Raw genomic sequence first — 24750 nt, forward strand, 5'->3', positions numbered from 1 at the left:
GCATCAACACATACCAACAACGCATCAACTGGAAAGGAGCGAGACATGAGCAAGGCCATCCGCATTTTCGAGACCGGCGGCCCGGAGGTGATGCAGTGGGTCGACGTCGAGGTCGGGGAGCCCGGCCCCGGCGAGGTGCGCGTGCGGCACGAGGCGGTTGGCCTCAACTACATCGACGTGTATTTCCGCACCGGGCTGTACAAGCAGCCGCTGCCGGCCGGCCTCGGCATGGAAGGCGCCGGCGTGGTGGAGGCGGTTGGCGATGGCGTGAAGCACCTGAGCGTGGGCGACCGTGTTGCCTATGCCGGCCGTCCCACGGGCGCCTATGCGCAGGTGCGGGTCATGCCGGCCGATATCGTGGTGCGCCTGCCGGATGCCATCTCGTTCGAGCAGGGCGCGGCGATGATGCTGCAGGGCCTGACCACGCAATACCTGGTGCGTGACAGCTACCGCGTGCAGGCCGGCGATACCGTGCTGCTGCACGCCGCCGCGGGTGGCGTTGGCCTGATCGCCAGCCAGTGGCTCAAGGCGCTGGGCGCCACCGTGATCGGCACCGCCGGCAGTGATGAGAAGGCCGCGCTGGCGCGCGCGCATGGCTGCGACCACACCATCGTCTACACGCGCGAATCCTTCGTCGACAAGGTCAAGGAAATCACCGGCGGCAAGGGCGTCGCCGCGGTCTACGACTCGGTTGGCAAGGACACCTTCAATGGCTCGCTGGATTGCCTGAAGCCGCGCGGCACCATGGTGATGTTCGGCAACGCATCCGGCCCGGTGCCGCCGTTCGATCTGTCCGTGCTGGGCAACAAGGGCTCGCTGCGCATCACGCGGCCGACGCTGATGACCTATGTGGTCCACCGTGAACTGCTGGAGCCGATGGCGGCCGAGCTGTTCGAGATGGTGACCAGCGGCCGGGTGAAGATTGAAGTCCGCCAACGCTATGCGCTGGCGGATGTGGCACAGGCGCATCGCGACCTGGAAGGCCGCAAGACCACCGGCACGACCGTCCTGCTGCCCTGAGCCTGGCAGCCCGGTGCGCGCCTGCCAGGCGGCTAGCGGGCTCGCACCGTCTGGGCGCCGGCGCGCGCCTCGGCCTGCCGCAGCACATGCGGCGGCAGGCACCTGAGGATGAAGTGCACTGCCAGTGGGATCAGCACCACGTCGTCCATGAGGCCCAGGACAGGGATGAAGTCGGGAATCAGGTCAACTGGCGAAATGGCATAGAGCACCAGACCGAACGCGGCCGGGCGCAGCCAGCGCGGGGCGTCGGGATGGCGCAGCGCGTACCACAGCAGGCGGCCATCGCGCCGCACCAGGGTCCACAGTGCCGAAAATCGTTTCCACATGAGAGGCCTCCTTCACTTATCGCAAATGCCACTAGTGTGATCGAGCGCGATGAAGCGCGATCAAGCGGCGTGGCCGATTGCGCCACTCGCAGATAGCTTGGGCCAATCTTCGGCGCTTCAAGTTCCGCGGGGATTTCAGGCAGGGGAGGGGTGACGCGAAGGGCATCCAGGATAGGTGGCGGGGCCGGAGAATCGCCCCGCCACCGTGCCGGCAGGCCCGCGAGTGCGGACTGCCGGCAACTGCTTCAAGCTCAAGCGCTACTGGCGATCAGCCCGGGATCTTGCCTTCCACGCCTTCCACGTAGAACTTGATGCCATGCAGGAAGCCATCGTCGGCGACCTGGTCCTTGGTCAGCTGCTCCTTGCCGGTATTGTCCTTGAGCGGACCCTTCCAGATCGGCGCGGAGCCGTCGACCACACCCTTCTTGCGCTCTTCCACCAGTGCCTTCACATCATCCGGCACCACGGCGTTGAAGCCCTTCAGGTCAATCATGCCTTCCTTGACGCCCCACCACGTGGTGCTGTTCTTCCACTGGTTGGCCAGCACGTCGCCGACCACCTTGTTGTAGTACACGCCCCACGAGATCACCGAGGCGGCCAGGTGGGCCTTCTCGCCGAACTTGCTCATGTCGCTGTCCCAGCCGAAGGCGTACACGCCCTTTTCCTGCGCGGTCTGCACCACGGCGGCGGAGTCGGTGTTCTGCATCAGCATGTCCACGCCCTGGCCGATCAGCGTGGTAGCGGCTTCGCGCTCCTTGCCCGGATCAAACCACTTGTTCACCCACACCACCTTCACGGTAGCCTTGGGATTGACGCTGCGCGCGCCCAGGGTGAACGAGTCGATGTTGCGGATCACCTCGGGAATGGGCACCGATGCCACCACGCCCATCTTGCCTGTCTTGCTCATCTTGCCGGCGACCACGCCAGCCAGGTAAGCGCCTTCATAGGTGCGCACGTCGTATTGCGCGAGGTTCTCAGCGGTCTTGAAGCCGGTGGCGTGCTCGAACTTCACGTCCGGGAATTCCTTGGCGACCTTGAGCATCGACTCCATGTAGCCAAAGGTGGTGCCGAAGATGAGCTTGTTGCCTTGCGCGGCCAGGTCGCGGAACACGCGTTCGGCATCGGCGGCGGATTCGGGCACGTTCTCGACGAAGGAGGTCTTCACCTTGTCGCCGTACTTTTCTTCCACGGCCTTGCGGCCGGCGTCGTGGGCGTAGGTCCAGCCGGCATCGCCGACCGGGCCGATGTAGACGAAGGCGACCTTGAGCGGCTCGGCCTTCTGCTCGGCGACGGGAGCGGAGGCCCCAGCCGCACTTTCCGCCGGTTTTTCGGCTTCTTTCTTGCCGCAGCCCGCGAGAGCCAGCACGGCGGTGGCAGCCAGTGCGGCAAGGGTTTTCCTGCGCGTGACGATCATGATTTCTCCTTGTAATGACCGAGGTACTGAGTACCGATGTTTTGACTAAGGTTGCAACTGTGGCTCTGAACAACGAGGGCTTTAAGCCTGGAGTCTCTGATGGACTTTTGACAAACTAAATAAAAACGAAAACGCGGCGCTGCCCGGCACGGCGCCGGGCAGGCACGGCAACAGGATCGGTCAGGCGGCACCGGGGCGGAATGGCTTGCCAAGCGAGGCCGGCATGTTCAGGCGGATCCACGCGGGGTTGCGCGAGATCAGCGCGAGCACGACGATGGTCGCCGCATACGGCAGCATCGACAGGATCTGCGACGGCACCGATACGCCAATGCCCTGCAGGTAAAACTGCAGGATGGTGACGCCGCCGAACAGCCACGCCCCGGCCCATACGCGGCCCGGGCGCCAGGTGGCGAAGGTGGTCAGCGCCAGTGCGATCCAGCCGCGCCCGGCCACCAGGTTCTCCACCCACATCGGCGTGTACACCAGCGACAGGTAGGCGCCGGCGAGCCCGCAGCAGGCGCCGCCGAACAGCAGCGCGCCAAAGCGGATCAGGCGCACCGGGTAGCCTAGCGCATGCGCGGATTCCGGCGACTCCCCAATCGCGCGCAGCGTCAGCCCGGCGCGCGTGCGGAACAGGAACCACATGATCGCGCCGCACAGGAACACGCTGAAATACACCATCCAGTGCTGCTGGAAGAAGGCCGGCCCGAAGAAGGGAATGTCGGCCAGCCAGGGAATCGACTTGGCCTGCGACGGCATGGCAAAGCCGACAAAGCGCTGGCCCATGAAGGCCGACAGCCCGGTGCCGAAGATCGACAGCGCCAGGCCGGTGGCCACCTGGTTGGTGGCCAGCACCAGCGCCAGCCACGAGAACAGCGTGGCCATCAGCATGCCGGCCAGCGCGCCGGCGGCAAAGCCGATCAGTGGCGACTGGGTCTGGTAGCCGACCATGAAGCCGAACGCCGCGGCCACCAGCATCATGCCTTCGGCGCCCAGGTTGAGCACGCCGGCGCGTTCGTTGATGAGCAAGCCAAGCGCCGCCAGCAGCAACGGCGTGCCGGCGTTGATCGCGGTGGCGATAAGAGGGGCTAGTTGTTCCATGTCTTGTGGGCTCTCGCTCAGGCGGCCTTGGCGCGCCAGCGCAGGCGGTTGTCGATCAGCGTATCGCTGGCCAGCAGGAAGAACAGCAGCATGCCCTGGAACACCGAGCCAAGCGCCGAAGGCAGGCCCAGGCGCGACTGGGCCATTTCGCCGCCGATATAGAACAGCGACATGACGATGCCGCCAAACACGGTGCCCACCGGATGCAGGCGGCCCACAAAGGCCACGATGATCGCGGTGAAGCCGTAGCCGGGCGAGATCGAGGGCAGCAGCTGGCCGATCGGGCCGGTTACCTCGAACGCGCCTGCCAGGCCGGCCGTGCCGCCGGAGATCATCAGCGCGCTCCACAGCGAGCGGCGCGCCGAGAAGCCGGCATAGCGCGCCGCCGCCGGGGCGGTGCCGCCCACCTGCAGGCGGTAGCCCGCGAAGCTGCGGAAGATGAATGCGGTCATCAGCACCACCAGCACCAGCATCACCACAAAGCCTGCGTGCAGGCGCGAGCCCGACATCAGGTTAGGCAGCAGGAACTCGGAGGAGAACACCTTGGACTGCGGGAAGTTCATGCCGTTGGGATCCTTCAGCGGCCCGTTGACCACGTACAGCATCAACTGCTGCGCGATATAGGTCAGCATCAGCGACACCAGGATCTCGTTGGCGTTGAACTTGTCCTTGAGCGCGGCGGTGAGCGACGCCCAGAACATGCCGCCGACCACGCCGGCCAGCGAGGCCAGCACCAGCACCACGGTGCCGTTCGACACCATTGCCCGGCACGTCGAAGTACAGCACGGTGGCGCCGGCGAAGATGCCGCCGACGATGAGCTGGCCGTCAGCGCCGATGTTCCAGATATTGGCGCGGTAGCACACCGAAAGCCCGAGCGCGCACAGCACCAGGGGCACGGTCTTGAGCAGTACCTCGCCAATGGCGCGGCGGTCCTTGAGCGGGTCGACCAGGAACACCTTGAGCGCGGCGACCGGATCCTTGCCGAGCAGCAGGAAGAGCAGGGCGCCGAAGGCCAGCGTCAAGGCCAGCGCGATGAAGGGCGAGGCATAGGCCATGCGGCGCGAGGGCAGCCCGCGCGGTGCCAGCGATACCGGCGAACGAAGGAGGAAATCAGCCATGGAACAAGGCCTCCTCTTGTTCGCGCCGCCCGCCAGGGCCACCTTCCCAAAGACCGCTCATCCACAGGCCCACCTGCTCGCGCGTGGCGTCCTGGGTGGGGATCGACGGCGACAGCCGGCCCTTGGCGATCACGTGCAGGCGATCGCAGATGGCGAACAGTTCATCCAGCTCTTCAGACACCACCAGCAACGCGCAGCTCGTGGCCTTGAGCGCCAGCAGCTCGTTGTGGATCTGCGCCGCTGCGCCGACGTCCACGCCCCAGGTGGGCTGGGCCACGATCAGCACCTTCGGGCCGCTTTCGATCTCGCGGCCGACGATGAATTTCTGCAGGTTGCCGCCCGACAGGCTCTTGGCCAGCGCGTCAGGCCCATTTGCCTTCACGCGAAAGCGGCCGATCACGGCTTGCGCCAGGCTGGCAGCGGCCTTGGGTGAAATCATGCCGCGCCGCACATAGGGCGCGGACTGGTGCGACAGCAGGATGTTGGCGGCCAGGCTCATGCCGGGCACGGCGCCACGGCCGAGGCGCTCCTCCGGCACGAAGGCCAGCCCGGCGCGGCGGCGCTGGCGCGCGTCCAGCTTGCCCACCGGCTTGTTATCCAGGGTGATGGCGTCGCGCGCGGCGCGCACGTCCTCGCCCGACAGCGCCGCCAGCAATTCCTGTTGGCCGTTGCCGGACACGCCGGCGATGCCAACGATTTCGCCGGCACGCAGGTCCAGCGAAATCCCGGAGAGCTCCGTCGCAAACGCATGCGCGCGCGGCAGCGAGAGTTCGCGCACCGCCAGCCGGCAGGCGCCTGGCTCGGTCTGCACGCGCGCCTCGCGCGGCGGCTCGCCGCCGATCATCAGGCGCGACAGCGAGGCCGCGCTTTCCTGGCGCGGATCGCACACGCCGGTGACGCGGCCCATGCGCATCACGGTGGCGCTATGGCACAGCTCGCGGATCTCGTCGAGCTTGTGGCTGATGTACAGGATGCTGGTGCCTTCCGCGGCGAGCTGGCGCAGCGTGACGAAGAGCGTCTGCACCGCCTGCGGGGTCAGCACCGAGGTCGGCTCGTCCAGGATCAGCAGTTGCGGCTTGGCCAGCAACGCGCGCACGATTTCCACGCGCTGGCGCTCGCCCACCGACAAGGTGTGCACATGGCGGTTCGGCTCCAGCGGCAAGCCATAGCGCTGGGCAGTCTCACGGATCTGGTCGGCCAGCTGCTTCATATTGGTGCCCGCGTGCGGGCTGCCGGCCCCGCCTTGCTGCCCCGGGGCAGGCCAAGGGCGATGTTTTCGGTCACGGTCAGCGTATCGAACAGCGAAAAGTGCTGGAACACCATCGCGATGCCCAGGTTCCGTGCGTCGTGCGGATTATGGATGGCGGCGGGTGCACCGTTGAAGTGCATGTCGCCGGCGTCCGGCTTGACCGCGCCAAAGATGATTTTCATCAGGGTGGACTTGCCGGCGCCGTTCTCGCCGAGCACGGCGTGGATTTCGCCGGGGGCGACGACGAGGGACACGTCGTCGTTGGCGGTCACGCCGGGGTAACGCTTGCTGATATGGGCAAGCGCCAGCCTTGGGGTTGTGCTTAAGGTCACTGAGGCGGCTCGGGTTGTTATGGCAGCAACGTGGATCAATGTTCGTATCAGGCAGCACCTCCTGCAGTGCGTGGGGCAGGATCGCCGTTACGCATTGCAGCAACCATCACTGGCCGGTGATGCCGTTTATTAACCTTGGATTATATAAGTGTGCGGGGTTTGGACGACCTGATCAGGCCAGTTTTCTCGGCCCCGCAACGGATACAAGCAGGTTGCAAGTCGCATGCCGGGCGTTTCGGGCGGGGGCGCGGGCGGTTGGGCTGCCGAGGGCGGCCAGCATGGCCGATGGGCGCGAAACCGGCGGGAAATTTGCGGAAAGCGGGAGGAGCGGGGGGAGCGGGGAAGGGGAGGGAATCGGCGGCCGGGGCAGGACGCCCCGGCCTATGCCGGAACGGGGGCGGCGCGCTGTCGCCCCCGATGGCTTGCGGCGTGTCAGGCGCCGTTGCTGACCGCGATCTGGTTGAAGCGGCCTTCGCGGAAATCGGCCAGGGTCTGGTAGATCTCCTCCTGGGTGTTCATCACGAACGGCCCATATTGCGCGATCGGCTCGCCCAGCGGCTTGCCCGCGATCAGCAGGAAGCGCGCATCGGCCGTGGCCGTGACGTTGACCCCGTCGGCGCCGGCGGCATTGTCCAGTACGCCCATGCGCTGCGCTTGCAGCACGGCGGCGTTGTTGCCGGTGCCGACCGCGATTTCGCCGCGATAGGTGTACAGGAAGGCGTTATGCCCTTGTGGCAGCGCTTGCGAGAAGGTCTGCCCCGCCGGCAACGACACGTCCAGGTAAAGCGGCTCCGTGACCGGGCGCGTGACCGCGCCAGCCACCCCGTGCGAGGCGCCCGCCAGCACGCGCACCGTGGCGCCGCCCGGCAGTGCTACCGTGGGCACGGCGGATGCCGGCAGGTCGCGGTACCAGGGCGCCGTCATCTTGTCCGCGGCGGGCAGGTTCAGCCACAACTGGAAGCCTTCCATGCGGCCGTCTTCCTGCTCGGGCATCTCCGAGTGCACCACGCCGGCGCCGGCCACCATCCATTGCGCACCGCCGTTTTCCAGCAGGCCCTCGTTGCCGGCGCTGTCGCGATGGCGCATGCGTCCGGCCAGCATGTAGGTGATGGTCTCGAAGCCGCGGTGCGGGTGGTCGGGGAAGCCGCCGATGTAGTCGTCGCGGCTATCGGTGCCGAACGCGTCCAGCATCAGGAACGGGTCCAGGCGACGCTGCAGGTTCTGCGTGAGCACGCGGGTGAGCTTGACGCCGGCGCCGTCCGAGGTGGCGATGCCGCGCACCACGCGGTCGACCGCGCGCGAGCGCTGCACGGTTTCCGTGGCGGTGGCCGGGACGGTGGGGGCGGTAGTGCGTTGTTCCATGATCGATCTCCTGTTGGCTGGGGGTGGCGGCAATGGCGCGCGGCCCCAAAGGCCACCCTCGTAATTTAAGGGTTTCGGCCAGAACCGGTAGAGGGCATCCGGGCAAAAGATTGTTCTGCCCATGGCACGGTCGGCCTCGCTCGCTGTGTCATTTTTGGAACAACGCGCGTGGCGCCGAGATGTCATGCGAAGTCGGATAAAGGCAGCCAGAAAGCGGCGTGAAAACGCAAGGGAAGCGTGATGATGACAAGATCGATGAAAATGGGTATAATAGCGCTCTCGTTGTCATCCGATGCCGCGTAATCATGTCGGCGTGTCGGGCAGGCAGGGCCCGGGCAGGCGTTTTCGAGTGCCGCCCCAACCCCTTGCATTCCCAAGCGTGGCACCGGCCGATTGATCCGGCGGCGCGTCGGAACCACCAAATTTGCGCTGCCACTGGCCTCCCGTTCCTGCACCTTGCAGCGGGTTGCGCCGCTCCCGGGACTCCCGCCTTTACCGGCACGGTGTCTCTTCAATTGGGTTTCCCGCTCTACAGCGTGAAACCCGGCGTCCGTCCACCGGCTCATCTGCCGGTCATGGCGGGCAAGGCAATCTAGTCAGGGCCGGCGGCCCCCATTTGCACCCGCCCGAGCCCACTTAGTTCGTCCGTCAATCCGGATGTGGCGTTTCGTGCCCACATTCGGCATGCGGACAGAGGGGAATATGTCCAAGCAATCCGTACAGGCGCTGGCCTGGGGATGTCTCACGCTTGCTGCGCTGGCCGGTCTGGTCACGTGGATCGGCGTGGATGCCGTCCTGCAATATCAGGACCGCCTGTGGTACGACGTGGCCGACCACCTGCGCCTGGTGGCGTGGTCCATGGCGCTGGCGCTGGCCACCGGCATCCCGGCCGGCATCGGCCTGAGCCGGCCCTGCATGCGCCGCTGGGCCGACCGCCTGATGCAGATCTTCAATATCGGCAACACCGTGCCGTCGCTGGCGGTGCTGGCGCTGGCCCTGGCCGTGCTTGGCATCGGCGAGCGTCCCGCCATCCTGGCGCTGTGGCTGGCTTCGCTGCTGCCGATCGTGCGCAATACCTGCGAGGGCTTGCGCGGCGTCTCCCCGGCACTGATCGAGGCCGCGCGCGGCCTTGGCATGACCGCCACGCAGCGCCTGTTCCGGGTCGAGCTGCCCAATGCGCTGCCGGTGATCCTGGCGGGCGTGCGCATCAGCCTGGTGATCAATGTCGGCACGGTGCCACTGTCCTTCCTGATCGGCGCCAACAGCCTGGGCGAATTGATTTTCCCCGGTATCTACCTGAACAACCAGCCCCTGCTGTTGCTGGGCGCCGCGGCCACCGCGCTGCTGGCACTCGCCCTCGACGGCCTGTTCGCCGCCGCCGGTTATTGCTACCTGCGCCGCCGCGGGCTGGCGCGCTAAGGCACTGATGGGCGCACAGAACATGAAGGAGAACCCGATGCATTTCATCACAAGCGCGCTGGCCCACGCGGGCCGCGCGGCCCGTGGCCACGCACGCATGCTGGCGAGCGTGGCCGTGCTTGCCGCCGTGGCAGCCCTGGCGCTGCCGGCGCACGCCGACACCGTTCGCGTAGGCGGCAAGAATTTCACCGAGCAGCTGATCCTGTCGTCGATGACCACGCAGTACCTGCAGGCCAAAGGCCTCGCCACCGAGCTGACCGCGGGCCTTGGCAGCACGCTGATGCGCCAGGCGATGGAAAGCGGCCAGCTCGATGTGGTGTGGGACTACACCGGCACGGCGCTGATCGTGTTCAACAAGGTCGAGGAAAAGCTCGGCGCCGAGGAAAGCTATGCGCGCGTCAAGATGCTCGACGCCGCGCGCGGCCTGATATGGCTCGACGCCTCCGGTATCAACAACACCTATGCGCTGGCGATGCCGAGAAAGCGCGCCGCAGCCGCTGGCGTGACCACGTTGTCGGCCTTCGCCGAGAAGATGCGCGCCGCCGGCGAGGGCACCGCCCATCCGTTCGCGGTCGACATGGAGTTTGCCGCGCGTCCCGACGGGCTGGAACCGCTCAAGACGCTCTACAAGCTGCCGTTCTCGCGCCGCGACGTGATCCAGCTCGATCCCGGCCTGGTCTACACGGCGCTGAAGAACGAGCAGGTCGAGCTGGGCCTGGTCTACACCACCGATGGCCGCGTCAAGGGCTTCGACCTGGTGCTGCTGGAAGACGACCAGCATTTCTTCCCCGCCTATAACGCGGTACCCGTGGTGCGCAAGGCAACACTGGACGCGCATCCCGAGCTCGCGGGCCTGCTCAACGCGCTGTCGGCCCAGCTCGACAACGCGGCCATGACCGAGATGAACTACAAGGTCGACATCGACCAGCAACCGGTCGACAAGGTGGCGCAGGAATTCCTGCGCGGCCACGGCCTGATCTGAGGAGGGCCGCATGGACTTGCTGACTTACCTCCAACACAGCTGGCCGACCCTACTCAAGCTCACCGGCCAGCACCTGGCGCTGGTGGGCTCAGCGGTGGGCCTGGCGATCGTCGTCGGCGTGCCGCTGGGCATCCTGTGCGCGCGCTTCCGCTTTCTCGCCACGCCGCTCTTGACGCTGGCCACCATCGTGCTGACCTTGCCGTCTATCGCGCTGTTCGGGCTGATGATCCCGATCTTCGCGCGCTTCGGCCACGCACTTGGCTACGTGCCGGCGGTGACCGCGGTGTTCCTCTATTCGCTGCTGCCGATCATGCGCAATACCTGCGTAGCGCTCACCAATGTCGACGACGGCATCCAGGAAGCCGGCCGCGGCATCGGCATGACCACCTGGCAGCGCATGCGGCTGGTGGACCTGCCGCTGGCCGTGCCCGTCATCCTCGGCGGCGTGCGTACCGCCGTGGTGATGAATATCGGCGTGGCCACCATTGCCGCCATCATCGGCGCGGGTGGCCTCGGGGTGCTGATCCTGCAAGCGATCAGCCAGAGCAACATGAGCAAGCTGGCGATCGGCGCGGTGCTGGTCAGCGTGCTCGCCATCGTGGCCGATGCCTGCCTGCAGTGGTTGCAGCGGGCGCTGACACCGAAAGGAATTCGCTGAACATGATTGAACTCGACCAACTCACCAAGACCTTCAAGCAAAAAGACGGCGCCGAAGTGCGCGCCGTCGATGCCGTTTCGCTCACGGTGCCCAAGGGCGAGATCTGCGTCTTCCTCGGTCCCTCGGGCTGCGGCAAGACCACCACGCTCAAGATGATCAACCGCCTGATCCAGCCCAGCTCCGGCCGGGTGCTGATCGACGGCGAGGACACCACCCGCGTGGACGAAGTCACGCTGCGCCGCAAGATCGGTTACGTGATCCAGCAGATTGGCCTGTTCCCCAACATGACCATCGAGGAGAACATCATGGTGGTGCCGGGCCTGCTGGGCTGGGACAAGAAGCGCTGCCGCGAGCGGGCGCGCGAGCTGATGTCGATGGTGCAGCTCGATCCCAACAAGATGCTCACGCGCTATCCGCGCGAACTCTCGGGCGGGCAGCAGCAGCGCATCGGCGTGATCCGCGCGCTGGCGGCGGACGCGCCCGTGCTGCTGATGGACGAGCCGTTCGGCGCGGTGGACCCGATCAACCGGGAGAGCATCCAGAACGAGTTTTTCCTGATGCAGCGCCAGCTCGGCAAGACCGTGATCATGGTCTCGCATGATATCGACGAGGCCATCAAGCTGGGCGACCGCGTGGCCGTGTTCCGTGGCGGGAAGCTGGTGCAGTTCGATCATCCCGACGCGCTGCTGGCACGTCCGGCCGACGATTTCGTGCAAGCCTTCATCGGCCACGACAACACGCTCAAGCGCCTGCTGCTGGTGCGCGCCGGCGATGCCGCCACCATGGCGCAGACCTGCAGCCCTGGCATGCCGCTGGCGCAGGCCTTCGCCATCATGGACGAGGCCGATGTGCGTCACCTGCCGGTGGTGGACGACGCGCAGCGCGCGCTGGGCTACGTCACGCGGCGCGATGCGCGCGCGGGGCAGGGCGTGTGCGCGGACGCGATGCGGCCGTTCATGGCGACCGCCGCGTTCGACGAGCACCTGCGCATCGTGCTCTCGCGCATGTACCAGCACAACACCAGCTGGCTGCCGGTGGTGGATGCCGATGGCGTCTACCTCGGCGAAGTCACGCAGGAGTCGATCGCCGACTATCTCAGCTCGGGCCGCTCGCGCGGGAACGCGCCGGTGATTCAGCCGCCGCAGGCGCCGGCTGCCATCGAGCGCGTTGCGGCGTAGCGCATGGCAAGTGCCAGATAGAAACCGGGCCGGGGAGAGGGGTGGCCTAGCTAGGAGCCACTTGCAGCGAAGCCCGTGGTGTTTTTCAGCACGCAGGCGTAACGAGCGCCCGCCCTCTCCCCAGCCCCTCTCCCGCGCGCGGGAGAGGGGAGCACGACAACGCAGATCCGGCTTGGTCGGCAGGCTGAAGCTAGCACCGAAGTGACGTGCCTCAGACTGCTGATAAACCTGGTGCACAAGCCGAAGCCGCCGAACGGGCCAAAGCCGCGCGCCATGACGACGGCTGTCTCCCTCTCCCCTCAGGGGGAGAGGGCCGGGGAGAGGGGTGGCTTAGCTAGGAGCAACTGAAGCGTAGCCCGTGGTGTTTTTCAGCACGCAGGCGTAACGAGCGCCTGCCCTCTCCCCCAGCCCCTCTCCCGCGCGCGGGAGAGGGGAGCACGACAACGCAGAGCCGGCTTTGTCAGCAGCCTGGGGCCGGAATTTCCGGCTTTTTTATCGCGGCGTATGCGAACTCAGCCGCGGGCCAGCTGCCCGTCGGTGAGGCGCCACACGTTCAGCGGGTTGCCATCCTGCAGCGCGGGCGGCAGCAGTTCCGCCGGCACGTTCTGGTAGCACACCGGGCGCAGGAAGCGCTCGATGGCGGATGCGCCCACCGAGGTGGCGCGCGTGTCGGACGTGGCGGGGAACGGGCCGCCGTGCACCATCGCGTACGACACTTCCACGCCCGTCGGATAGCCGTTGAACAGCACGCGCCCGGCCTTGCGCTCGAGCACGGTCAGCAGGCTGCCGGCTTCGGCACGGTCCGCCGCATCCGCTTGCACGGTGGCGGTGAGCTGGCCTTCCAGGCGGCGCGCAACCGCCAGCATTTCCGCGTGATCGCGGCAGACGACCAGCACAGAGGACGGGCCAAACACTTCGGCTTCCATGCGGTGGTCCGCAAGGAAGCGCGCCGCCGTGGTTTCGAACAGCGCGGGGCGGGCCTGGTTGGGGCCGCTGGCGGCCTGGCCGCTGCCGATGCGGCGCAGCCCTTCGATATCGCTGAGCTGGGCCACGCCGTTGTCATAGGCCTGGCTGATGCCGGGCGTCAGCATGGTGGCGGCGGCTTTCTCCGCCAACGCGGCAATCGCGCCCTGGCGGAACATGTCCAGCGCCGGGCTTTCCACCGCCAGCAGCAGGCCGGGGTTGGTGCAGAACTGGCCCACGCCCATCACCAGCGAATCCACCAGGTTGCGCGCGATCTCCGCGCCGCGGGCAGCCAGGGCTGCCGGCAGCAGGAACACCGGGTTGATACTGCTCATTTCCGCGTAGACGGGGATCGGCTGGGGACGGCTGTTGGCCGTGTGAACCAGCGCCAGGCCGCCGCTGCGCGAGCCCGTGAAGCCTACTGCCTGGATCGACGGATGCGCGACCAGGGACGTGCCCACGGCAACGCCCGCGCCTACCAGCAGCGAGAACACGCCTTCGGGCAGGCCGGCGTCGGCCACGGCCTTCTGGATCACGCGCCCGACCAGCTCGGAGGTGCCGAGGTGGGCCGAGTGCGCCTTGACGACGACCGGGCAACCGGCCGCCAGCGCGGACGCGGTATCGCCGCCCGCCACGGAGAACGCGAGCGGGAAATTGCTGGCGCCGAACACCGCCACCGGGCCAACCGCGATCTTCTGCAGGCGCAGGTCGGGGCGCGGTGGCGTGCGTTCCGGCAGGGCCGAGTCGAGCGTGGCGGATTGCCAGCGGCCATCGCGCAGCACGCTGGCGAACAGGCGCAGCTGGCCGGCGGTGCGGGCGCGCTCGCCCTGCAGGCGCGCGATGGGCAATGCGCTCTCGGCGTGGGCGCGCTCGATCAGCGTATCGCCCAGGGCCTCCAGGCCGCTGGCGATCGACTCCAGGAATCTGGCGCGGGTTTCCGGCGAGGTGTTGCGGTAGGTGTCGAATGCGGCTTCGGCCAGCGCGCAGGCACGCTCGGCCTCGGCGGCGCCGCCGCCATGGAATTCCGGTGCCAGGACTTCACCCGTGGCCGGGTTGTTGGCATGAAGGATCTTGGTGGTGCCGCGCACAGCGCTGGCGCCGATCAGCATTTCGCCGGTAATGGTCATGAGCGTTTCCTGCTTTTCAACTGCGATCAAGTGGGAGCGCGCCGTAGCTTGCGCTTGAGGCGGCGCTGATGTGGCCCCGGGCGAACACGCGGGACGCATAAATGGGGATATGTCCTCGCCGTGCATTATTGTAAGACATCCTACAACACGAGGCGCTTGTCGGGCAAGCAAGAAATCCCGGACTCCGCCGGGATGATGCGGGAGCTCGGCCCTAGCCGGCTTCCACCGCCGCCGACGCCTTGCGCAGCCGCTCGCGGCTGTTGGTCAGGTGCATGCGCATGGCAGCCTTGGCGCCTTCGGGGTCGCGCCGCTCGATGGCGTCAAAGATATTCTCGTGCTCGATATTGACGCGCTCGAGGTACTGCTCCCGCTCCTGGGCGCTGACATGCAGCCGGCTGCGCGGGATCACCATGGTGCCGAGGTGGCCCATGATGTCCGTGAAGTAGCGGTTGCCGGTAGCGCGCGCGATGAGCAGGTGGAACTCGAAATCGGCGCCGACGGAATCCTCTCCGCCCGCCGCCGTGCGCTTGAGCTCATCGAGCGCGCCGCGCATTGCCGTCAGTTGCTCGTCGCTGCGCCGCGATGCTGCCAGGCTGGCCGCCTCGGCTTCCAGGCTGACGCGGAATTCCAGCATGGCCAGCACGTCCATGGCAGTGCCCATGGTGGCGGGATCGATGCGAAACGGCGAGCCGTTCTCGGCGCTGCGCGCCAGCACGAAGGTGCCGATGCCGTGGCGGGTTTCCACCAGGCCGCTGGCCTGCAGCCGCGACAGCGCTTCGCGCACCACGGTGCGGCTGACGCCGAGCGCGGCCATGATCTCGGACTCGGTCGGCAGCTTGTCGCCCGGCTTGAGCTGGCCTTGCTGGATGCGCTCACTCAGGTTGCTCACCGCCTCTTCGGCAAGCGTGCGGCCGCGGCGCCGCAGCGGGGGTGGAGGCAAACATCGGGTTTGACATGGTGATGGGCTGGGGCTTGACCGGATCGCAATGGCCTCATTATACTGCGTCGTAAGTCATATGACGACCGATAACAGGTGTCTCCCGCTACATGGGCTATAGCAGCCGCATCGGGACCTGGAAAGCACCGCACACAAGGATCCGGCAGCAGCCGGCGCATCCAAACCGAGACAACTGCAAGGGCCGGCAGCCAACGCGGCGAGCCGCTCTTCCCGCTGGAGTTCAACATGGCCCAATCGTCCCTTTCCGCCGCGCCCGTGGCAGGCACCCCCGTGATCACCGAGCTGACCGTAGTGCCGGTGGCCGGCCACGACAGCATGTTGATGAACCTGTCCGGCGCGCACGGTCCGTTCTTCACCCGCAATATCGTCATCCTGAAAGACAGCGCGGGCAATACCGGCGTTGGCGAGGTGCCGGGCGGCGAAGCCATCCGCCAGACGCTGGACGACGCGCGCGAACTCCTCGTCGGCCAGTCGATCGGCAACCACCAGGCGCTGCTCAATCGCGTGCGCACCGCCTTTGCCAGCCGCGACGCGGGTGGCCGCGGCCTGCAGACCTTCGACCTGCGCATCGCCATTCACGCGGTCACCGCGCTCGAGGCGGCGCTGCTCGACCTGCTGGGCAAGCATCTGGGCGTGCCGGTGGCCGCGCTGCTGGGCGAAGGCCAGCAGCGCGATGCCGTGGAGATGCTGGGCTACCTGTTCTATATCGGGGACCGTAACCGCACCACGCTCGGCTACCGCAGCGAGCCCGAGGCTGACAACGACTGGTTCCGCCTGCGCAATGATGCCGCGATGAACGCCGAGGGCGTGGTACGGCTGGCCGAGGCTGCCTATGAGCGCTATGGCTTTAACGACTTCAAGCTCAAGGGCGGTGTGCTGCGCGGCGACGAAGAGATGGAAGCCATCCTGGCGCTCGCCGAGCGCTTCCCCAAGGCGCGCATCACGCTGGACCCCAACGGCGCGTGGTCGCTGGCCGAAGCCGTGCGCCTGTGCCGCGACAAGCATGGCCTGCTGGCCTATGCCGAAGATCCTTGCGGCGCGGAGGACGGTTATTCGGGCCGCGAGATCATGGCCGAGTTCCGTACCGCCACCGGCCTGCCCACCGCCACCAACATGGTCGCGACCGACTGGCGCCAGATGGGCCACGCGGTGCGCCTGCAATCCGTGGACATTCCGCTGGCCGATCCGCATTTCTGGACCATGCAGGGCTCGGTGCGGGTGGCGCAGATGTGCGCCGAGTGGGGCCTGACCTGGGGCTCGCACTCCAACAACCATTTCGATATTTCGCTGGCCATGTTCACCCACGTGGCCGCCGCCGCGCCGGGCCGCGTCACCGCCATCGACACCCACTGGATCTGGCAGGACGGCGAGCGCCTGACCAAGGCGCCGCTGAAGATCGAGAACGGCAAGGTGGCCGTGCCGACCGAGCCGGGCCTGGGCGTCGAGCTCGATATGGAGCAACTGGCGCTGGCGCACGAGCGCTACAAGAACATGGGATTGGGTGCGCGCGACGACGCGGTCGCCATGCAGTTCCTGATCCCGGGCTGGACCTTCAACAACAAGGCGCCCTGCATGGTCCGGTGAGCGGCATCCCTGGCCCGGCACGAATCCTAGAAACCAACAAAAAAACCAGCAAAAACCAGGAGACAACCATGAACAAACCATACGCCCGGCCCGCTACCGCCGGCACGCTTGCCGCACCCGCGCGGCGCAAGTTCGGCCGGCTTGCCGCGGCCATGCTGGCCACCATGACGGCACTGGCCGCCGCAGGCGCCGTGACCAGCACCGCGGCCGCCGCGCCGGCATGGCCCCAGAAGGCCGTATCGGTGGTGGTACCGTTTCCCGCGGGCGGCTCTACCGACACCATCGCGCGCATGCTGGCGGTGCCGCTCAATGAAAAACTGGGCCAGCCGTTTGTGATCGACAATCGCCCGGGCGCAACCGGAGCCATCGGCGCGACCATGGTCAAGCGCGCGCCTGCCGATGGCTACACCTTGCTGGTGGCATCGATCGGCGTCTATGCCGTGAACCCGTTCCTGCAAAGGAACCTGGGCTATGACCCGGCCAAGGACTTCGACCTGCTGACGGTGGCCGTGCGCGCGCCCAACGTGCTGGTCACCAAGCCTGATTTCCCCGCGAAGAACTTGCAGGAACTGGTCGCGTACATGAAGAAGAATCCGGGCAAGGTGGCGTTCGCCAGTTCCGGCGCCGGTTCGTCGGACCATCTGACGGCCGCGCTGTTCTGGCAAAAATCCGGCACCGACGGGCTTCACGTTCCCTACAAGGGCGGGGCGCCGGCCATCTCCGACCTGCTCGCCGGCCAAGTGGACGTCTCGTTCCAGAACGTGAATGCGGTACTCCAGCATATCCGCAGCGGCAAGCTCAAGGCGCTGGCCGTGACCGGCGACAAGCGCTCGGCGGTGCTGCCGAACGTGCCCACCATGGCGGAGGGCGGCGTGAAGGATGTGGACGTGTATTCGTGGCAAGCCGTGGCCGCGCCGCGCGGGCTGCCCAAGGACGTCAAGGCCAGGCTGCATGCCGCGCTGGTCGGCTCGCTGGGCGCGCCGCAGATGCGCCAGAAGCTGGCCGAGAACGGCTTCGAGGTGGTCGCCAATACGCCGGAGCAGTTCGAACAGTTCGAGAAGCAGGAACTCCAGCGCTGGAAGGGCGTGATCGAAGCCGGCAAGATCAGCATCGACTAAGCGCGGCTTGCGCCCACGCATTGCTCTTTGCCCCGCGACGGCGGGGCGTTTTTATTTGTGCGGACGGGCGGATTTGGGCTCAGGCGCGGGCCGGCGCGACCTGATAGGCTTGGCTTATGTTCATCGATGCGCGCCTTCGACCCCGGCCATGATCCGCTTTTGCAAATCGCCCCTCTGCCTGCTGATCGAGACCAGCTCCCGATGGCTGATTCCGCGCGGGTTCGACGGCTTCGCGCCGGGGCCGCTGATCCTGGTGCGGCCAGGCGTGAGCCAGGCGCTGATCGAACATGAGAAGGTGCACGTGCGGCAATTCTGGCGCTGGTGTGGCCTGATGGGCGTGCTCTACCTGGCGAGCCCGCGCTGGCGGCTGCGTTTCGAGCTGGAGGCTTACCGCGAGCAGCTCAGGCACTGCGAGCCGGGCGCCGCACATCACTTCGCGCGCATGCTGGCCCGGCACTACCGGATGGGCATTACGCAGGAGCAGGCGTATCGCTTGCTGACGGCGCCGGCCGAGCCAGGATGAACCGCGCAGTGCGGACCGATTCAGCCGAGATGGCTGCACTTGTGGATGATCAGCGCGAGCGCCACGATGCCAAGGGTCATTACGATAAGGTCTAGCACTGCGGCTCCGTGTGGCGATGTCTTGAGGGGGAGCCGCCAATCTATCGCGTAACGGGTTGCGGAGTTGTCGGGAAGCGTCTGAATCGTTGTGAGGATAATTCCCACAAGCAACGGAGCAACGGCTGCGCCGCGGAGAAGAATTCTGGCGGAAGCGGTGAGATTCGAACTCACGGATGGGTCACCCCATCGGCAGTTTTCAAGACTGCTGCCTTAAACCACTCGGCCACGCTTCCGGGAGGGTTCCGAAAGGAAGAGCAGGCATTGTAGCGCGAACCGGGAAGGCCCCCGTCCGTGCTGCGTGCTGCTTTGACGCTGGCGCAACGTCCAGCGCCGCGCATTATAGCAAGGCCGCGCGACGTGGGTGGCATGAGAAGATGCCTGTGGGCTTGTCGGTGTCTGTCGGACACGGCGGAACCTTCAATCCGGCTTCATGCTCCTATCATGCGTGAGGGGAATCGCGCTCATGCGGGCGCTCCCTCCTGTTCCATGCAGTAGCAGTCAATCGAGGAGGAGAAGCAATGAACGGCAAGACTCTGTTGAGCGTGGCGGCGGCCGCCGCGGTGGTTGGCTTGGCGGGTTGCGCGGCGCCGGGTGGTGGCTATGGTGGCGGTTATGGCGGTGGCTACGGTGCGCCGCAGCAAGCAGCGTACCAGGCACCGCCCCCGCCCCCGGGCACCAGCACCTACCAGGCACCCGCGAATTCGGTGCTTTATGGCCGGGTTGAATCGATCGAGCCCGTGACGACGCAGCAAAACAGCTCGGGCTTGCTCGGCACCGTGATCGGCGGCGTGGCCGGCGGCTTGCTGGGCCACCAGATCGGCGGGGGCACCGGCAATACCGTTGCAACCATCGGCGGCGCGGTGGTGGGTGGGGTGGCGGGCAACCAGATCGAGAAGCGTGCCGGCAGCAGCACCCAGACCGTCTATCGCGTCAACGTGCGGCTGGACGATGGCCGCATGGCGACCGTGACGCAGCGCGATGTCAGCAACCTGCGCATTGGCTCCCGGGCCCAGGTGGCCAACGACATAGCGACGCCGTACTGAGCGGCATCGCTGCGCGGCCAGTACGCGAGCAAACCGCCAGCAAAACGGCCACCCGAGGGTGGCCGTTTTGCTGGCCGCGGCGTGACGTCGAGATCAACCTTTCAGGAACATCTCCTGCAGGTCGTTCAGGAAGCGCCGGCCTAGCTCGGTGGGCTTGATGGTGGCGAGATCGGCCTCCAGCAGGCCCTTCTTTTCGGCGGCAGCCAGGTCGCGGCTGATGGTGTGCAGTGGCAGGCCGGTGTGGTCGAAGAAAGTGCTGGCCGGCACGCCGTCGGTGAGGCGCAGCGCGTTGAGCATGAACTCGAAGGGCAGGTCGGCGGCGCCGACATCGTGCTGCTCCTGCACCGCGTTGCCGGCCATGGCCTGCGCCATATACGTGGCGGGATGCTTGTGGCGCACCTGGCGCAGCACCCGGTGCGGGAACGACAGCTTGCCGTGCGCGCCGGCCCCGATGCCCAGGTAGTCGCCGAAGCGCCAGTAGTTCAGGTTGTGGCGCGCTTGCCGATGCGGTCGGGCGTAGGCGGAGGTTTCGTAGTGGACATAGCCCGCCTGCGCGGTGCGCGCTTCGATCAGGTCCTGCATTTCATACGCGCTGTCGTCATCCGGCAGCGCCGGCGGGAACTTGGCGAACAGCGTATTCGGCTCCAGCGTCAGGTGGTAGAGCGACAGGTGCGTGGTGTTGAACGACAGCGCGGTTTCCAGGTCCTCGGCGCATTCCGCCAGCGTCTGGCCAGGCAGCGCGTACATCAGGTCGAGGTTGACGTTGTCGAAGTTGTCCAGCGCGATGCCGATCGCGGCGCGGGCTTCGGCGCCGCCGTGGATGCGGCCAAGCGCGGCAAGATGGCGGTCGTTGAAACTCTGGATGCCGATCGACAAGCGGTTGATGCCGCTGGCGCGATAGCTGGCGAAGCGCTCTGCCTCGAAGGTGCCGGGGTTGGCCTCCATCGTGATCTCGGCGTCGGCGTCCAGCGGCAACAGCGCGCGGATATCCGACAGCAGCCGGTCCATGCCCGCGGCCGACAACAGGCTGGGCGTGCCGCCGCCGATGAAGACCGTGTGCACCTGGCGGCCCCATACCAGCGGCAGCGATTGCTCCAGGTCGGCGCGCAGCGCGTCCAGGTAGGCGTCTTCCGGGATGTCGTGGCTGTCTGCCGCACCGGGTACGGCATGCGAGTTGAAATCGCAGTACGGGCACTTGCGCACGCACCACGGGATATGCACGTAAAGCGACAGCGGGGGCGAGGCGGGCAGCGCGAGCTGGCCCGGCTGCAGCCACAATGACTTGGTGTCGGCGGGGGCGCCAACGCTGGCGCCCGTGGACGCCAGGGGAACGATCGGGATCATGGGCAGCCAATCTTGGGGTCGCTGGCCTGCAGGCGCTCGGTCAGCGCCTTGAGCGCGAGCGCGCGATGGCTGACGGCGTTCTTTTCCTCGGCGCTCAGCTCGGCCGCGGTCTTGCCCAGGTGCGGCAGCAGGAAGTGCGGGTCGTAGCCAAAGCCGGCATTGCCGCGCGGCGCGTCGACCACCTCGCCAGCCCACACGCCTTCGGCGATCACCGGCCGCGGATCCTCGGCATGGCGCACCAGTACCAGCACGCAGTAGTAGTAGGCGCGGCGATTGAGCTTGCCGGCTAGCTGCGAGATGAGGTGCGCGTTGTTGGCGGTATCGGACTTCGGCTTGCCCACCAGTTGCGCGTAGCGCGCCGAGTAGACGCCCGGCGCGCCATCCAGCGCGTCGACGCAGATGCCGGAGTCATCCGCCAGCGCGGGCAGGCCGGACAGGCGGCTGGCGTGGCGCGCCTTGGTGAGGGCGTTCTCGACGAAGGTGGCGAAGGGCTCCTCGGCCTCGTCAATGCCGAGCTGCCCCTGCGGGATCACCTCGAAGCCGAGCGGCGCCAGCAGCGCGCCAAACTCGCCGAGCTTGCCGGGGTTGTTGGAGGCGAGGACCAGGCGTTGCATCGCGTTCACCGTATCAGGCCAGGCCCAGCGCGCGGCGCTGGTGCGCCACCAGTTCGGCGATGCCTTGCTCCGCGATGCGCGTCATGGCATCGAGATCGGGACGGCTGAACGGCACGCCTTCGGCGGTGCCTTGCACTTCGACAAAGCCGCCGCTGCCGGTCATCACCACGTTCATGTCGGTGTCACAGTTGCTGTCTTCGGCATAGTCCAGGTCGAGCACGGCCACGCCATCCACCATGCCGACCGACACGGCGGCAACGAAGTCGCGGATTGGGCTGGCTTTGATCTGGCCTTCGCGCAGCATGGCGGAGACGGCGTCATGGGCGGCCACGAAGGCACCGGTGATGGCCGCGGTGCGGGTGCCGCCATCGGCCTGCAGCACATCGCAGTCCAGGTGGATGGTGAATTCGCCCAGCGCGGACAGATCGAACACCGAGCGCATGGCGCGGCCGATCAGGCGCTGGATTTCCTGCGTGCGCCCGGTCTGCTTGCCGCGGGCGGCCTCACGGTCCGAGCGCGTGTGGGTGGCGCGCGGCAGCATGCCGTACTCGGCGGTGACCCAGCCTTCGCCGCTGCCCTTCTTGTGGGGAGGCACCTTGGCCAGCACGCTGGCGGTGCACAGCACCTTGGTATCGCCAAAGGCACTCAGGACAGCACCTTCGGCGTGACGGGTGTAGTGGCGGGTCAGGGTAATAGGGCGCAGCGCATCGGCTGCGCGTCCGCTGGATCGCATGTGGGGGTTTTCTCGGGAATCGGTTCAGGACCGGATTTTAACGCCGCAGGGCGCCGCGTGCGCGTCCGGCATCAATTCCCCCACAGGGAACCGCGAATTCCCGCGTCATTGCGGCGCGGGCGGTACTTTAGCCCGGAATCACGCCGGTTTCAGGGGCGGGCGCCGCCGCGCTAGCTCAGCCTCAGCGCATGAAATTGCTGGTCTTGTCGATCGCTGCGCGGATCTCGGCGATGGAGCGCTCGATCTCCTCCTCGGAGAGCAGGTCGGTATCGCCGCCATTGTTCTCCAGGATCGAGGTGGTGAACGTATTGAGCGGCAGGGTCTCGGTGGCGACCGAGTCCTCATTGGACAGTTGGGCGTCGAGCTCCCACATCATGGCGATGGCGGTCGTGTTGTCGGCGCCGTCGCCGGCATTGTGCAGTGCCTGCTCGATCAGGTCCGGAATCGCATGCACCACGGACAGGTTGGTGACCTTCTCCACCAGCAGTTGCTCTTCGATGCTGCCCCACAGCCCGTCGGAGCACAGCAGGGCCACGTCGCCCGGCTCCAGCCGCAGCGGGCCGCCGATATCGATCAGCGGCAGGTTGGGCGAGCCGAGGCAGTTGTAGAGCTTGTTGCGCTCGGGGTGGTTGGCCACCTCCATCGGCAGCACGCGCTCCTGCTGCAGCAGGTTCTCGATCTTGGAGTGGTCGCGCGTGCGGGTCAGCAGATTGCCTTTGCGCACCAGGTAGAGCCGCGAATCGCCGGCGTGGGCCCAGTGGATCTGGCCGTTCTGGACCAGGCAGCAGACCACGGTGGTACGCGGGACGTCGGCCAGCTGGTTGGCTTCGGCATAGCGATGGATTTCCCGGTGGGCCAGCATGATGGTGTCCTGCAGGAAATCGGCAGGATTGCGGATCGAGGGCCGGGCCTGGGCCTGGAACTGGCGTGCCAGGGTCTGCAAGGCTTGTTGCGCGGCGACTTCGCCTAGCGCGTGGCCGCCCAGGCCATCGGCCAGCACCATCAACAGGGCATCCCGCGTGAAGCAATAGCCCATGCGGTCCTGGTTGATGCGGCGGCCGCCTTTTCTGCTTTCCTGGTAGACGGAGAATCGCATGGTGGCTGTAGGGGGTCAGTTCTTGAGAGACGGCGGCGCCATCTGCGCGCCCCACCGGCACAGCGTGCGGGCGGGCCGCGAGGCGACGGTTCTCATCATAGTTGTTAATGGTGGCAGAGGGTGGCGCAGGGAGGAGGTCTGCACACGGCGCATGGAGGGCGCTTCTGTGCTTTATTCGCCGCTCGAGCCGGCCTCCTTGGCCTGGATGGCGGCGGCAGGTTCCTCGCGCTTGCGCAGCAGCGTCAGGAACCGGCTTGCGAGGGGCGCTCGGCGGCGGCGGCCGCGGCGGGCGCGGCCGCCTGCTCGCCCAGTGCATTGGTCTGTTCGCGCAACTCCTTTTGCAGCCGGAACACGCTCTGCGGCCGCTCGGACGGGGTCAGGCGCAGGCACCATTCGACCAGGTCAACCAGGCCGTTGGTATAGCTGGCGCGCAGCCGCGTGATGGAGTCCGCCATGCGGTCGTCCTTCTCGCGCTGGTTGGCCTCCTGGGGCGGCATGCCGGCCATGCAGGCATAGAGCGTGGCGCCGAGGCTGTAGATGTCGGTCCACGGCCCCAGTTCGGAATGCTTGCCGTACAGTTCCGGCGCGGCAAAGCCCGGCGTGTACATGGGCTGGAAGCGCGCCGCTTCCATGGTCAGGATCTGGCGGGCGGCGCCAAAATCCAGCAGGATGGGCGATTCGTCTTCGCGCAGGTAGATGTTGCCGGGCTTGATATCCAGGTGCAGCAGCTTGTGGATATGCACCTCGCGCAGGCCGCTCATCAGGTCGTGGAAGACCTTGCGGATGAAGTGTTCGCGCAGCACCTTGGCGCGGCCTTGCTGGCGCGCGTGCAGGATGTGTTCCTGCAGCGTCTTGCCCAGCTCGTAGTTCATCACCATGTAGACGGTGGAATTCTCACGGAAGAAATTCACCACGCGCACCACGCTGGGATGCGAAATCTTCGCCAGCGAGCGGCCTTCCTCAAAGAAATACTTGAGCCCCAGCCGGAACGACGCCGCGCTTTCCTCGGGCACCACGGGGATCAGTTCGCCAGGCTTGCGGCGTGCCAGCGACGACGGCAGGTACTCCTTGATCGCGACAGGGGAGCCGGTCTCGTCGGTAGCTAGGTAGACGAAACTGAACCCCCCGCTGGCCAACTTCTTTACAATACGATAGTTGGACAGCAGCGTGCCGATGGGCAGCGGTGCGCTCTTTGGAGGTGATGCGCCCTTTGGCTCTGTCATAGGATTCGGGACCTTGATTGCCTCCGGATTGTCCTGACTAATCGATGACTTGTAAAGAACACTATAGCGGCCATTTTGGCCTCTCTTTTCGGCGTTCAACCAGCGTGGTTGCGGGGCTGCCGGCTCCCCAGGCTGTTTGAAGCCAAGCGGCCAGATGGCCATTTCA

Annotated in this window: 19 protein-coding genes, 1 tRNA gene and 3 pseudogenes; 9 read left to right on the forward strand and 14 right to left on the reverse strand. The window is 66.7% G+C overall.

Translation table 11 applies throughout. The features are described 5' to 3' along the window. The first annotated feature begins 45 nt into the window (after nucleotides 1–45). A complete protein-coding gene (locus tag OMK73_RS34205; RefSeq protein ID WP_267605905.1) occupies nucleotides 46–1020 on the forward strand; it encodes a quinone oxidoreductase family protein in 975 nt (324 codons plus the stop codon). A gap of 32 nt (nucleotides 1021–1052) precedes the next feature. Here the strand turns inward: OMK73_RS34205 and OMK73_RS34210 are convergent, their stop codons facing one another. From OMK73_RS34210 to OMK73_RS34235, 6 genes and pseudogenes are all read right to left on the reverse strand, one after another. Then, nucleotides 1053–1346, reverse strand: coding sequence for a YkvA family protein (locus OMK73_RS34210; protein WP_267605906.1), 294 nt, complete (start codon nucleotides 1344–1346; stop codon nucleotides 1053–1055). Between the two features lie 268 nt (nucleotides 1347–1614). Beyond that, nucleotides 1615–2760, reverse strand: a complete 1146-nt coding sequence (locus tag OMK73_RS34215; protein WP_267605907.1) for a BMP family ABC transporter substrate-binding protein — start codon at nucleotides 2758–2760, stop codon at nucleotides 1615–1617. 180 nt (nucleotides 2761–2940) lie between these two features. Then, nucleotides 2941–3861, reverse strand: a complete 921-nt coding sequence (locus OMK73_RS34220; RefSeq protein ID WP_267605908.1) for an ABC transporter permease — start codon at nucleotides 3859–3861, stop codon at nucleotides 2941–2943. A gap of 17 nt (nucleotides 3862–3878) precedes the next feature. Beyond that, nucleotides 3879–4980, reverse strand: a pseudogene (locus OMK73_RS34225) (ABC transporter permease). After that, a pseudogene (locus OMK73_RS34230) lies at nucleotides 4973–6561 on the reverse strand (ABC transporter ATP-binding protein). Before OMK73_RS34230 ends, OMK73_RS34225 begins: the two co-directional pseudogenes overlap by 8 nt. Before the next feature lie 432 nt (nucleotides 6562–6993). Continuing rightward, nucleotides 6994–7923: a pirin family protein gene (locus tag OMK73_RS34235; RefSeq protein WP_267605909.1), complete on the reverse strand. Its 930-nt coding sequence runs from the start codon at nucleotides 7921–7923 to the stop codon at nucleotides 6994–6996. A 702-nt stretch (nucleotides 7924–8625) separates the two neighbouring features. Between OMK73_RS34235 and OMK73_RS34240 the strand changes: the two genes are divergently transcribed. From OMK73_RS34240 to OMK73_RS34255, 4 genes are all read left to right on the forward strand, one after another. Next, on the forward strand, nucleotides 8626–9342 hold the full coding sequence (locus tag OMK73_RS34240) for an ABC transporter permease (protein WP_267605910.1): 717 nt from the start codon (nucleotides 8626–8628) through the stop codon (nucleotides 9340–9342). A gap of 97 nt (nucleotides 9343–9439) precedes the next feature. Continuing rightward, the gene (locus OMK73_RS34245; RefSeq protein ID WP_420715689.1) at nucleotides 9440–10324 is read left to right on the forward strand and encodes a glycine betaine ABC transporter substrate-binding protein; all 885 of its coding nucleotides are present in this window, start codon (nucleotides 9440–9442) and stop codon (nucleotides 10322–10324) included. Nucleotides 10325–10334: 10 nt separating this feature from the next. After that, nucleotides 10335–10982 (forward strand): ABC transporter permease, encoded by a 648-nt coding sequence (locus OMK73_RS34250; protein WP_183036068.1) that lies wholly within the window; start codon nucleotides 10335–10337, stop codon nucleotides 10980–10982. A gap of 2 nt (nucleotides 10983–10984) precedes the next feature. Further along, nucleotides 10985–12160, forward strand: a complete 1176-nt coding sequence (locus OMK73_RS34255; RefSeq protein WP_267605912.1) for a betaine/proline/choline family ABC transporter ATP-binding protein — start codon at nucleotides 10985–10987, stop codon at nucleotides 12158–12160. Between the two features lie 512 nt (nucleotides 12161–12672). Here OMK73_RS34255 and OMK73_RS34260 read toward each other — a convergent pair. Then, complete coding sequence (locus OMK73_RS34260; RefSeq protein WP_267605913.1) at nucleotides 12673–14250, reverse strand: aldehyde dehydrogenase (NADP(+)); 1578 nt, start codon at nucleotides 14248–14250, stop codon at nucleotides 12673–12675. Between the two features lie 211 nt (nucleotides 14251–14461). After that, a complete protein-coding gene (locus tag OMK73_RS34265; protein ID WP_267605914.1) occupies nucleotides 14462–15190 on the reverse strand; it encodes a FadR/GntR family transcriptional regulator in 729 nt (242 codons plus the stop codon). A gap of 243 nt (nucleotides 15191–15433) precedes the next feature. Here OMK73_RS34265 and gudD point away from each other — a divergent pair, with 243 nt between their 5' ends. The 3 genes from gudD (at nucleotide 15434) to OMK73_RS34280 (ending at nucleotide 18433) form a co-directional block, all read left to right on the forward strand. Next, nucleotides 15434–16792, forward strand: coding sequence for a glucarate dehydratase (gene gudD, locus OMK73_RS34270; RefSeq protein WP_267605915.1), 1359 nt, complete (start codon nucleotides 15434–15436; stop codon nucleotides 16790–16792). A gap of 164 nt (nucleotides 16793–16956) precedes the next feature. Next, the gene (locus tag OMK73_RS34275; protein ID WP_267606617.1) at nucleotides 16957–17910 is read left to right on the forward strand and encodes a Bug family tripartite tricarboxylate transporter substrate binding protein; all 954 of its coding nucleotides are present in this window, start codon (nucleotides 16957–16959) and stop codon (nucleotides 17908–17910) included. Between the two features lie 148 nt (nucleotides 17911–18058). Beyond that, nucleotides 18059–18433 (forward strand): hypothetical protein, encoded by a 375-nt coding sequence (locus OMK73_RS34280; RefSeq protein WP_267605916.1) that lies wholly within the window; start codon nucleotides 18059–18061, stop codon nucleotides 18431–18433. 241 nt (nucleotides 18434–18674) lie between these two features. Here OMK73_RS34280 and OMK73_RS34285 read toward each other — a convergent pair. Then, a tRNA-Ser gene (locus OMK73_RS34285) sits at nucleotides 18675–18764 on the reverse strand. A 285-nt stretch (nucleotides 18765–19049) separates the two neighbouring features. On the opposite strand from OMK73_RS34285, the gene OMK73_RS34290 reads away from it, so the two are divergent. Then, the gene (locus OMK73_RS34290) at nucleotides 19050–19574 is read left to right on the forward strand and encodes a glycine zipper 2TM domain-containing protein (protein ID WP_267605917.1); all 525 of its coding nucleotides are present in this window, start codon (nucleotides 19050–19052) and stop codon (nucleotides 19572–19574) included. Nucleotides 19575–19667: 93 nt separating this feature from the next. On the opposite strand, the gene hemW is transcribed toward OMK73_RS34290, so the two are convergent. The 5 genes and pseudogenes from hemW to OMK73_RS34315 all read right to left on the reverse strand — a co-directional run bounded on the left by hemW (nucleotide 19668) and on the right by OMK73_RS34315 (nucleotide 24584). Then, the gene (gene hemW / locus OMK73_RS34295; protein WP_267605918.1) at nucleotides 19668–20918 is read right to left on the reverse strand and encodes a radical SAM family heme chaperone HemW; all 1251 of its coding nucleotides are present in this window, start codon (nucleotides 20916–20918) and stop codon (nucleotides 19668–19670) included. After that, the gene (gene rdgB / locus OMK73_RS34300) at nucleotides 20915–21532 is read right to left on the reverse strand and encodes an RdgB/HAM1 family non-canonical purine NTP pyrophosphatase (protein WP_267605919.1); all 618 of its coding nucleotides are present in this window, start codon (nucleotides 21530–21532) and stop codon (nucleotides 20915–20917) included. The genes hemW and rdgB overlap by 4 nt, the downstream gene beginning before the upstream one ends. A 13-nt stretch (nucleotides 21533–21545) precedes the next feature. Further along, nucleotides 21546–22265, reverse strand: coding sequence for a ribonuclease PH (gene rph, locus OMK73_RS34305; RefSeq protein WP_267605920.1), 720 nt, complete (start codon nucleotides 22263–22265; stop codon nucleotides 21546–21548). Between the two features lie 181 nt (nucleotides 22266–22446). After that, a complete protein-coding gene (locus OMK73_RS34310) occupies nucleotides 22447–23361 on the reverse strand; it encodes a PP2C family protein-serine/threonine phosphatase (protein ID WP_267605921.1) in 915 nt (304 codons plus the stop codon). A gap of 171 nt (nucleotides 23362–23532) precedes the next feature. Further along, a pseudogene (locus tag OMK73_RS34315) lies at nucleotides 23533–24584 on the reverse strand (serine/threonine protein kinase). Nucleotides 24585–24750: the final 166 nt, after the last annotated feature.

Origin of the sequence: Cupriavidus sp. D39, from assembly GCF_026627925.1 — a bacterium.
GTDB lineage: Bacteria > Pseudomonadota > Gammaproteobacteria > Burkholderiales > Burkholderiaceae > Cupriavidus > Cupriavidus ulmosensis.